Source organism: Dactylosporangium siamense (assembly GCF_016862795.1).
GTDB classification, from domain to species: domain Bacteria; phylum Actinomycetota; class Actinomycetes; order Mycobacteriales; family Micromonosporaceae; genus Dactylosporangium; species Dactylosporangium siamense.
Map to the genome: position 1 here is coordinate 1 of NZ_BONQ01000097.1, position 10695 is coordinate 10695.

The 10695-nt window shown below is 72.7% G+C and carries 7 protein-coding genes and 1 pseudogene; 6 read left to right on the plus strand and 2 right to left on the minus strand.

The features are described from left to right. Positions 1-1200: 1200 nt before the first annotated feature. Together Dsi01nite_RS31580 and Dsi01nite_RS31585 are read right to left on the minus strand one after the other, a co-directional pair. Complete coding sequence (locus Dsi01nite_RS31580) at positions 1201-2058, minus strand: peptidylprolyl isomerase (protein ID WP_203849968.1); 858 nt, start codon at positions 2056-2058, stop codon at positions 1201-1203. Between the two features lie 38 nt (positions 2059-2096). Beyond that, positions 2097-3014: a peptidylprolyl isomerase gene (locus Dsi01nite_RS31585; RefSeq protein WP_203849969.1), complete on the minus strand. Its 918-nt coding sequence runs from the start codon at positions 3012-3014 to the stop codon at positions 2097-2099. A gap of 180 nt (positions 3015-3194) precedes the next feature. Between Dsi01nite_RS31585 and Dsi01nite_RS31590 the strand changes: the two genes are divergently transcribed. The 6 genes and pseudogenes from Dsi01nite_RS31590 to Dsi01nite_RS31615 all read left to right on the plus strand — a co-directional run. Continuing rightward, positions 3195-3869: an MBL fold metallo-hydrolase gene (locus Dsi01nite_RS31590; protein ID WP_203849970.1), complete on the plus strand. Its 675-nt coding sequence runs from the start codon at positions 3195-3197 to the stop codon at positions 3867-3869. 6 nt (positions 3870-3875) lie between these two features. Beyond that, a complete protein-coding gene (hisS, locus tag Dsi01nite_RS31595) occupies positions 3876-5189 on the plus strand; it encodes a histidine--tRNA ligase (RefSeq protein ID WP_203849971.1) in 1314 nt (437 codons plus the stop codon). A gap of 57 nt (positions 5190-5246) precedes the next feature. Beyond that, complete coding sequence (aspS, locus tag Dsi01nite_RS31600; protein ID WP_203849972.1) at positions 5247-7052, plus strand: aspartate--tRNA ligase; 1806 nt, start codon at positions 5247-5249, stop codon at positions 7050-7052. Positions 7053-7054: 2 nt separating this feature from the next. Then, the gene (locus Dsi01nite_RS31605; protein ID WP_239136312.1) at positions 7055-7822 is read left to right on the plus strand and encodes a sugar nucleotide-binding protein; all 768 of its coding nucleotides are present in this window, start codon (positions 7055-7057) and stop codon (positions 7820-7822) included. Positions 7823-7862: 40 nt separating this feature from the next. Next, positions 7863-9284, plus strand: coding sequence for a replication-associated recombination protein A (locus tag Dsi01nite_RS31610; RefSeq protein ID WP_308442119.1), 1422 nt, complete (start codon positions 7863-7865; stop codon positions 9282-9284). After that, positions 9281-10695 (plus strand): annotated as a pseudogene (locus tag Dsi01nite_RS31615) (hypothetical protein); the annotation flags it as partial. The gene Dsi01nite_RS31610 and the pseudogene Dsi01nite_RS31615, both read left to right, overlap by 4 nt.

The following is a 10695-nucleotide window of genomic DNA, read 5'->3' on the forward strand; positions in this document are numbered from 1 at the left end:
GGGCCGGGTTGGGCTCGGGCCGGGTTGGGCTCGGGCCGGGTTGGGCTCGGGCCGGGTTGGGCTCGGGCCGGGTTGGGCTCGGGCCGGGCGCCGAGCCTGGCCGTGTTGCGTCGGGCCACGCATCAGCCATGGTCGGGCCTGGTCGTGTTGTGCCGTGGCGGGCTCGCGCCGGGCCGGGCCGGGCCGGGTATGGCCGTGTTGCGTCGTTCCTGTGGTCCGCGCATCAGCGACGGTCGGGCCTGGTCGTGTTGTGCTGTGGCGGGCTGGCGCCGGGCCGGGCCGGGTATGGCCGTGTTGCGTCGTTCCTGTGGTCCGCGCATCAGCCATGGTCGGGCCTGGTCGTGTTGTGCCGTGGCGGGCTCGCGCCGGGCCGGGTATGGCCGTGTTGCGTCCTTCCTGTGGTCCACGTTCTCGGTCGTGATGCCCGCCCACGGCCAGATCGAAGTCGTCCGGTGGTCGCCGGCACGGCCGATTCGCGACCTCGATGACGACGCGGCTGCGCGGCAGGCGGATGCCGCGGTGGCGCCTTGGATCACGAGCCGCCGCCGTGTTCCTGTGAAAGCGTGAAGTGCAGGGGGCATCCACCCGCCCCCACCCCTTCGCGCTTTCTGGCGAACACCTGCGCGACGTTCCGGCGCGGGGCTCATTCCGCCGATGCTGGCATGGTGACCCGTTCGCGGCGTTCGACGCCTGGCCGCCACCTGCCGCGCGGTCACGCGTCGATCGGGCGGTCGGGCGGTCGGGCGTGATCGAAGTCGTGCACGGGTTGTGCGGGCAGCCGGCCCGCGACTTCGATCATCAGGAGGATCCGCTCCCGGCATGGAACGAGGGGGTGCAGCGGCTGATCCGGGCCTAGGCAGCGCCGGTTCGCGCGTCGGGCGCGCGGGGTCGGGTGGAGGGCCGTCAGGGCGGCCGGTGCGGCCCTTTGATCACGGCAGCAAGATCGTCGAGGCGACGGCAGAGCCGGTGTTGGGGCGGTTCTGCCTCGGTGAGCGTTGCCAGGTGGCCGGAAGGGGGCGGGCGGCCGGTGTCTGGTTTGTGAAAAATATGCCGACTGTGCCGGCGTCGTCTCCGGGGCCCGCGGCGGCGGGTTGCCGTGGTTGAAGGCGCTGGGGGACGGTACGGCGGAAGGGCCGCGGCTCGACGAGCGAGTGCCGCGGCCCTTCCGGGTGGAACGGGTGGAACGGGTGGATCGGAGCGTCAGCTGGCGGCGCTCATCGTCAGTGCGTTGATCTTCACTTCGGTCTTCGGGGCGCCGTCGCCGCCGCCGGCTGCGGGGTCGGCGGAGGGGTCCGGGGCCGTGCCGGCCTCGGCGACCTTCTTGACCAGGTCGAGGCCCTCGGTGACACGGCCGAGGACCGTGTAGTTCGCGTCCAGGGACTCGATGTCCTTGTAGACGATGAAGAACTGGCTGCCGCTGCTGGCCGGGTTCTGCGTCTTGGCGATCGCGACCATGCCCTCGGTGTACGCGGGGCGGCGGCCGGTCGGCAGGTTCTCCTCGGCGTAGCGGTACGTCGGGCCGCCGAGGCTGGTGCCGGACGGGTCGCCGCACTGCAGGACGTAGATGCTCTGGGTCACCAGGCGGTGGCACTTCGAGCCGTCGAAGAACTTCTTGCTGGCCAGGTAGGTGAAGCTGGCCGCCGCGCACGGGGCGTTGGCGGTGTCCACCTTGATCTTGATGGTGCCGACGCTGGTGTCCATGGTCATGGTCTGAGACCCGGTGCGGGGCTCTCCGGACGTCGGCGGGGTGCCGACGTCCTTCACCTCCTTGGGGATCTCCGGCGCGGGCGACGCCGACGGGTCGACCAGCGGCAGCCAGGTGCAGTTGGTCGGGGCCGCGGAGCCGGACGCGGAGGCGGAGGGCGCCGCCTTGTCGTCACCCTTGGTGAGCACGATCACCAGCCAGGCCACACCGAGCAGGATCACCAACCCACCGGCAGTCGCGGCGATCGTCGTGTTCCTGCGCCGTCGGCTGGCTGAGCGCTCTGCGCGGTCGGCCATCTCCCGCTCCAGCCGCGCACGCGCTGCGGCGCGCTGGCGGTCCCGGTTGGAGGTCACGGTTGGTACTCCTTGCTCAGCAGGGATGAGGGGTGGACTTACGACTTGCTGGAGGCCGACGGGGCCGGCGAGGCGGACGAGGACGCCGCCGGTGCCGAGGTGGACGCCGACGGGGCGGTCGTCGGGTCCTCCTGCGGGGCGACGTCGGTCACCGTCAGCGAACTGATCTTCACTTCGGTCTTCGGCTCGCCGTCGTTGGACGCCGCGCCGTCGGCACCCGGCTTCGTGCCGTCCGCGCCGATCTTGGTGAGGACGTCCATGCCGCCGACGATCGTGCCGAAGACGGTGTAGTTCGGCGGGAGCTGGATGTCCTTGAAGACCAGGAAGAACTGGCTGCCGTTGGTGTCGACGCCGGAGTTGGCCATCGCCACGGTGCCGGCCGGGTAGAGCACCGGCGCGCCGGCGGCGGCGCTCGGGTCGGCCGAGGGGTCGGCCGACGGCACGCTGGCCGGCGGGTTGTTCTCGTCCGGGAAGCGGTACGAGGGGCCGCCGCTGCCGGTGCCGGACGGGTCGCCGCACTGCAGCAGCGAGTTGTTGAGCATCCGGTGGCACTTCGTGTCGTCGAAGAACTTCTTGCCCGCCAGGTACGTGAAACTCTCCACCGTGCACTTCGCCTTGCTCGGGTCGAGCTTGACGGACACGGTGCCCTGGGTGAGGGCGACGGTCATCGTCTTCACGCCGTTGGTGACGACGTCATTCGTCCGCGGTTTGCCGACATCCTTGATGCCGTCGCCGGGATCGATGGATGTCCACGAACATTGGGCCGCCGGAATCTTCGCGGGGTCGAAGCCCCCGGTTTTCCAGATCACGGTCAGGACCAGCAGGGTGAGTGCCACCGCCCCGCCGATACCGGCCTGCCATTGCCGACGACGCCGTGCTGCTGCCGCCCGACGGGCGATCTGCCGCTCGGTCTTCGCCCGCGCCAAGGCGCGTTGCCGGCTCTTACTGGAAGCCACCGGTGCTCCCCTCCAGGAAAATACGTTTGGGTGCCACGTCACACGCCCGCCAGAGTGTACGGGTAGAAACCGGAATGGTGGTCGCCGCCCGGTCACGGTTCGCTGTGCCTGACCTCCGGATAGGGTCTGAGTGGTCTGACAGGGATCTCTGCGCGGAAATAGACAGGGAGGAGCGCCGTCTTGCTCGTCGCCGGCTTTCCCGCCGAAGCGTTCGGGACCAACTGCTATGTCGTCGCCCCCGCACCCGGTGAGCAGTGCGTCGTCATCGACCCCGGGATCGGGGTCGTCGACCGGCTCGACGCGCTCCTCGCCGAGCACCGGCTCCAGCCGGCCGCGGTGCTGCTGACGCACGGCCACCTGGACCACACGTTCTCCGTCACGCCGGTCTGCGGCGCGCGCGGCATCACGGCCTACATCCACCCGGACGACGGCGAGATGCTCGCCGACCCGGCCAAGGGTCTCAGCACCGACCTCACGTCGTTGTTCGGCGGCAGGCTGACCTGGACGGAGCCCGAGGACGTCGCGCCCCTGGAGGACGGCCTGGTCCTGAAGATAGCCGGGCTGGAGCTGATCGTCGACCACGCGCCGGGCCATACGCGCGGGTCCGTCATGTTCCGCAGCGCCGAGGAGGTCTTCACCGGCGACGTGCTGTTCAAGGACTCGATCGGCCGCACCGACCTGCCCGGCGGCAGCATGCCGCAGATGTGGGCCAGCCTGCGCGACAAGGTGCTGACGCTCCCCGACGAGCTCGTCGTGCTGCCCGGCCACGGACCGGGGACCACGATCGGCCGGGAGCGCCAGTACAACCCGTACCTTCGCGAAGCGTCCGAAAAGCCACAAAACCGAGGCTGGTAGAAGCAGATGACCCGTCCCACGCCGCTGTCCGGGTTCCCGGAGTGGCTCCCCGAGCAGCGCCTGGCCGAGCAGCAGGTCCTGGACCGGCTGCGCCGCACGTTCGAGCTGTACGGCTTCTCGCCCCTGGAGACGCGCGCGGTCGAGCCCCTCGACCAGCTGCTGCGCAAGGGGGAGACCTCCAAGGAGGTCTACACGCTGCGCCGCCTGCAGGCGACCGACGACGACGCCGACGAGCTGAGCCTCGGCCTGCATTTCGACCTGACGGTCCCGTTCGCGCGGTATGTCCTTGAGAACGCCGGCAAACTGCAGTTCCCGTTCCGCCGGTACCAGATCCAGAAGGTGTGGCGGGGGGAGCGGCCGGCGGCGGGCCGCTATCGCGAGTTCCTGCAGGCGGACATCGACATCGTCGACCGTGACACCCTGCCCTCCCACTACGAGGCCGAGATCCCGCTGGTCATCGGCGACGCGCTCAGGGCGCTGCCGATCCCGCCGGTCACGATCCTGGTGAACAACCGGAAGCTGTGTGAGGGGTTCTACCGGGGCCTCGGGATCGAAGACCCGGAAGAAATTCTCAGAATAGTCGACAAATTGGACAAAGTAGGTCCGAGCGTCGTAAAAGACGAAATCGCCCAGAAGCACGGTGAGGCGCGGGCCGACGCCTGCCTCGCGCTCGCCGGGATCTCGGCCCAGGACGCGTCCTTCGTCGACGAGGTCCGCAAGCTCGGCGTCGAGCACCCGCTGCTCGACGAGGGCGTCGCCGAGCTCGCCGCGGTGGTCGAGACCGCCCGCGAGCACAGCCCCGGCCTGGTCCGGGCGACCCTGAAGATCGCCCGCGGCCTCGACTACTACACCGGCACCGTCTACGAGACCGAGCTCGCCGGCTTCGAGCAGTTCGGCTCGATCTGCTCCGGCGGGCGCTACGACAACCTCGCCAGCGCAGGCAAGGACGTCTTCCCCGGCGTCGGCATCTCCATCGGCGTGTCCCGGCTGCTCGGCCTGCTGTTCAAGGCCGACGCGCTGAGCGTCTCCCGGCCCGTGCCGACCGCCGTCCTCGTCGCGTTGTGGAGCGAGGAGGAACGCGCGGTCAGCAACCGGATCGCCGCCTCGCTGCGCGCCCGGGGGATCGCGACGGAGGTGGCACCCGCGCCTGCGAAACTCGGCAAACAGATCCGGCACGCGGAGCGACGGGGCATCCCCTTCGTCTGGTTCCCCGCCAACGGGGAGAACCCGGACCAGGTGAAGGACATCCGCAGCGGGGAGCAGGTCGACGCCGAAGGGTGGGCACCCCCCGCCGAGGACATCGCCCCGACCCTGCGGTGACAGAATGACCTGAGCGAGTTACCGGACCTGCCCATCCTCGAAGGAGAGAGACATCCCGTGATCCGATCCCATCAGTCCGGCGCCCTGCGGGCCGGCGACGCCGGCACGACCGTGACGCTCGCCGGCTGGGTGGCCCGCCGGCGCGACCACGGCGGCGTGATCTTCGTGGATCTCCGGGACGCCTCCGGCGTGGTCCAGGTCGTCTTCCGCGAGGACATGCAGGTCGCGCACGCGCTGCGCAACGAGTACTGCGTGCTCGTCACCGGCGAGGTGCGCACCCGGCCGGCCGGCAACGAGAACCCCGACCTGCCGACCGGCGCGGTCGAGGTCGTCGCCACCGCCCTCGAGGTGCTGTCGGAGGCCGCGCCGCTGCCGCTGCCCGTCGACGACGGCGATGCCGCCAGCGACGACGTGCGCTACCGGTACCGCTACCTCGACCTGCGCCGCTCCGGCCCGCACAAGGCGATGAAGCTGCGCTCACGCGCCAACCAGATCGCCCGGAACCTCCTCGCGGACCGGGACTTCGTCGAGGTCGAGACGCCGACCCTGACCCGTTCCACGCCCGAGGGCGCCCGCGACTTCCTGGTCCCGGTCCGGCTGCAGCCCGGCACCTGGTATGCGCTGCCGCAGTCGCCGCAGCTGTTCAAGCAGCTGCTCATGGTCGGCGGCCTGGAGCGGTACTACCAGATCGCCCGCTGCTACCGCGACGAAGGCTTCCGCGCCGACCGGCAGCCGGAGTTCACGCAGCTGGACATCGAGATGTCGTTCGTGACCCAGGACGACATCATCGAGCTCGGCGAGGCGATCGTGCGGGCCCTGTGGTCCGACCTCGCCGGCCACGAGATCACCGCCGACATCCCGAAGCTGACCTGGCACGACGCCCTCGCCCGGTACGGCTCCGACAAGCCCGACCTGCGCTACTCCGTCGAGCTCACCGAGCTGACGGACTACCTGCGCGGCACCGAGTTCCGCGTCTTCGCCGGCGCGATCGACGCCGGGGGCTACGTCGGCGCGGTCGTCATGCCCGGCGGCGCCGCGCAGACCCGCAAGGAGCTCGACGGCTGGCAGGACTGGGCGAAGGCGCGCGGCGCGCGTGGCCTCGCCTACGTGGTCCTCGACGCCGAGACCGGCGAGCCGAAGGGCCCCGTCGCGAAGAACCTCACCGCCGAGCACCTCGGCGGCCTCGCCGACGCGGTCGGCGCGAAGCCCGGCGACGCGGTCTTCTTCGCCGCGTCCACCGAACGCCGCGAGGCGCAGGAGCTGCTCGGCGCGGCCCGCATCGAGATCGCGAAGCGGGCCAAGCTCGTCGACGAGTCGGCGTGGTCGTTCTGCTGGGTCGTCGACGCGCCCATGTTCGAGCCGACCGACCCCGACGCCGGCGGCACCGGCGGCGGCGCCAAGGGCTGGACGGCCGTGCACCACCCGTTCACCTCGCCGAACCGCGAGTGGATCGACCGGTTCGAGGAGTCGCCGGGCGAGGCCCTCGCCTACGCGTACGACATCGTCTGCAACGGCAACGAGATCGGCGGCGGCTCGGTCCGTATCCACCGCGGCGACGTGCAGCGGCGCGTCTTCGACATCCTCGGCATCGGCGCCGAGGACGCCGCGGACAAGTTCGGCTTCCTGCTCGAGGCGTTCAAGTACGGCCCGCCGCCGCACGCCGGCATCGCCTTCGGCTGGGACCGCATCTGCATGCTGCTGTCCGGCGCCGACTCGATCCGCGAGGTGATCGCGTTCCCGAAGACCGGCGGCGGCTTCGACCCGCTGACCGGCGCCCCGACCCCGATCACCGCGCAGCAGCGCGCCGAGGCCGGCGTCGACGGCAAACCCAAGACGGCCTCGGAATCAGGGGCCAAGGCTTGACGGTGCTCGTGACCGGCGCCTCCGGATATCTCGGAGGCGCCGTCGCCGCCCGGTGCGCGGCGGTGCCGGCCCCCAGGGTGGACATCAGGGACCTGGGCGCGCTGACAGCGTTGTTCGCGGTGGTACGGCCAGCGACCGTCATCCATACCGCCACCACCCTCGGCAACAAGGGTGGCTCATCCGAGGACCTGTGGCCGGTCGTGGCGGCCGGCGCCGCGAACGTCGCCGTCGCCGCCCGTTCCGTCGGCGCGCGGCTCGTCCACGTCTCCTCCGACGCGATCTTCGCGGGTCGTGACGCACCGTACACGGAGGCGGACGTGCCGTCGCCGGTGTTCGACTACGGCGCCGCGAAGGCCGCCGCCGAAGAAGCCGTCGCCGCCGTCGACCCGGGCGCCGCCCTGGTCCGCACGTCGCTGATCGTCTCCGGCGGCCGCGGCGAACTGTCCCGGCACGAGCGCACCTGCCTCGACCTGGCGCCGGGCGCCGCCTTGTTCACCGACGAGATCCGCTGCCCGATCGCCGTCGACGACCTGGCCGCGGCCCTGGTCGCCCTGGCCGCGACCGACTATGCGGGCGTGCTCAACGTCGCCGGTCCCGAGGCCCTGTCCCGCCACGAACTGGGCGTCCGGGTCGCGGCCCGGCACGGCCTCGACCCCGCCGCTGTGCCCGCGTCCACCCTTGCGGCGAGCGGTTTGCGCCGTCCCGGCCGGGTCGTGCTCGACTCGTCGGCGGCAGTGAAACTTCTGGGCCTCACTCTCCGTACCGTCTGACCAAGGTCTTTCGCAGCGCAAACAGGTAGGGTCTGGGGCCGTGGACGGCTTGTTTGAGGTGCACCCACCGGGCGGCGGCGCGGACCCCGCGCTCCCCGGTGGTTTCGACGACGTCGCCTCCGACGCGCCCCTGGCGGTGCGGATGCGCCCGCGGACCCTGGACGAGCTCGTCGGGCAGGAGCGCCTGCTCGTCGCCGGCTCACCGCTGCGGCAGCTGGTCACCGGTGTCTCACCGATGTCGGTGATCCTCTCCGGGCCGCCCGGCTGCGGCAAGACGACGGTCGCCCACCTGGTCGCCGGTGCCGGCGACCGCAAGTTCGTGGCCCTGTCCGCGCTCAGCGCCGGGGTCAAGGACGTGCGCACGGTCATCGACGTGGCCCGCAAGGAACGGCGCCGGGGCGGGTCACCGACCGTGCTGTTCATCGACGAGGTGCACCGCTTCAGCAAGACCCAGCAGGACTCGCTCCTCGCCGCCGTCGAGGACCGCACCATCACGCTGCTCGCCGCCACCACCGAGAACCCGTTCTTCTCCGTCATCAAGCCGCTGCTGTCGCGCTGCGTGCACCTCACGCTGAAACCGCTGACCGACGACGACGTGCGCGCCCTCGTGCGCCGCGCCGTGGCGGACGCCCGCGGGCTCGACGGCACGGTGACGCTCGCACCCGACGCGGAGGCACACCTGGTCCGCCTCGCCGACGGCGACGTCAGGAAGGCCCTCACGGCCCTGGAGGCGGCCGCGGGCGCGGCGCTCGCGCAAGGGGCCACCCAGGTCGACCTGGCCACCGCCGAGCAGGCCATCGACGTGGCCGCGCTGCGCTACGACCGGGACGGCGACGAGCACTACGACGTCACCAGCGCGTTCATCAAGAGCATCCGCGGCTCGGACGTCGACGCCGCCCTGCACTACCTGGCGCGGATGCTGGTCGCGGGGGAGGACGCCCGGTTCATCGCGCGGCGCCTCATCGTGCACGCCAGCGAGGACATCGGCATGGCCGACCCGACCGCGCTGCAGACCGCGACGGCCGCCGCGCACGCCGTGCAGTTCGTCGGGCTGCCCGAGGTCCAGATCGTCCTCGCCCAGGCGGTGATCCACCTGGCGCTCGCCCCGAAGTCCAACGCGGTCGTCGCCGCGATCGGCGCCGCGATGTCCGACGTCCACGCCGGACACGGTGGTGCAGTTCCCGCGCATTTACGCGATTCGCATTACAGCGGTGCATCCAAGCTCGGCCACGGCAAAGGGTACAAATACCCCCACGACGACGTCCGAGGTGTTGTCCCGCAACGGTACGCGCCGGAAGGGCTCGACGACCGGGAGTACTACCGCCCTACGGGCCATGGCGCTGAGCGCGCTGTGGCGGAACGATTGCCGAAACTGCGGCGTATCGTGCGGGGGACCGCAGAGCCAGCAGCCGGACCTGCGGACGACGGCGCGACCAGCATGGTGGAGGAGCGGCACCGGTGACATCGGGTCGAGACGAGGCCAAGAAGCGGCGTGGCCGCGGCAAGGCCGAAGAAGGCCCGAGCGACGAGGACCTCGGCTGGCTCGCCGAACTCCGCAACGCCCGAGGCGACGAGGACGTCCTTCAGCAGCCGACGACCGCCCCCCGCCCCGGCGACCGCGACGTGCTGGACCAGCCGCCGGCGGACCCGCGCCGCCGCGCCGACCCGCCGCGCCCGGCCGAGCCGACCCAGAACTGGCCCGCCCCGCGCGAGTCCCCGTCGGGTGGCATCCCCGCGTCCGGCCGCCGTGGTCCTGCCGAGTCGCCGTCGGGTGGCATCCCCGCGTCCGGCCGCCGTGGTCCTGCCGAGTCGCCGTCGGGTGGTGTCCCCGCGTCGGGCCGCCGTGGTCCCGCGGAGCGGGAGGCGCCGGCGAGCGGGACGTGGCAGGCCGGACGGCCCGCCGCCGGCAGGAGCGAGCCGGAGCGCGAGTCGCCGTCCGGTGGTGTGCCCGCGGGCGGTCGTCGCGCCGCCGAGCCGACCACCGCCTGGTCCGGTGGCCGGGCCGCGAACCGTGGCGAGGCGGAGCGCGAGTCGCCGTCCGGCGGTATCCCCGCGGGCGGCCGCCGCGCCGCGGCCGACCGTGAGTCGCCGTCGGGTGCCGTTCCCGCCGGTGGGCGTCGCGCCGCCGAACCGGCTCCCGGCTGGCGTGAGGGGCGGGTCGCGGGCCGCGGTGAGGCGGAGCGCGAGTCGCCGTCCGGTGGGGTACCCACCCGCGGCCGGGGCAGCGTCCCGGAGTCGCCGTGGCAGCCGGAGACGTCCCAGTCCACCGGTCGCCGAGCCGCCCCCGAGCCGCCCCCGCCGACCGGGCGCCGCGGTGCGCCCGACACCAGCCCGTGGCAGCCGCAGGCCGACCCCGTGGGGCGCCGCGAGCCGTCGACCGGCCCGGTGCCCGCCGCGGGCACCGCATCGCCGGCCGGGTCCGTGCCGCCGGCCGGCCGGGCCGCCGCGCCCGGTGGCGCGCCCTCCGGAGGGCGCGCGTCCGTCCCGGGCGGCGACCTCATGGGCCGCGGCGCCGGTGCCGGACCCGGCACCGGTCGTTCGGCTGTTCCCGGTGCGGCCGCTTCCGGTGCCGCGCCGGCCGCCGGTCGCACCACGGTGCCGGGGGCCGCGTCCGGCACCGGCCGCCCGTCCGCGCCCGGGGGCGACCCCGGGGCGAGAGGCGCGGGTGCCGCACCCGCCGGCCGTCCGCCGGTGCCGGGCACCGGTCGTTCGGCTGTTCCCGGTGTCGGGCCCGGTGCGGGTTCCGGTGCCGTTCCTCACACCGGGCCGGTCACCGGGCCCGGCGGTGCGCCGTCGGCATGGGACTCCCCGGCCCGGGAAGCGCCGGCCGGTGGGCACCGCGCGCCCGTCGACGAGCGGCGCGCCGACGACGA

Coding starts and splice junctions, on each gene's coding strand:
- hisS (WP_203849971.1), top strand. CDS start 3,876: ATGACCCGTCCCACGCCGCTGTCCGGGTTCCCGGAGTGGCTCCCCGAG.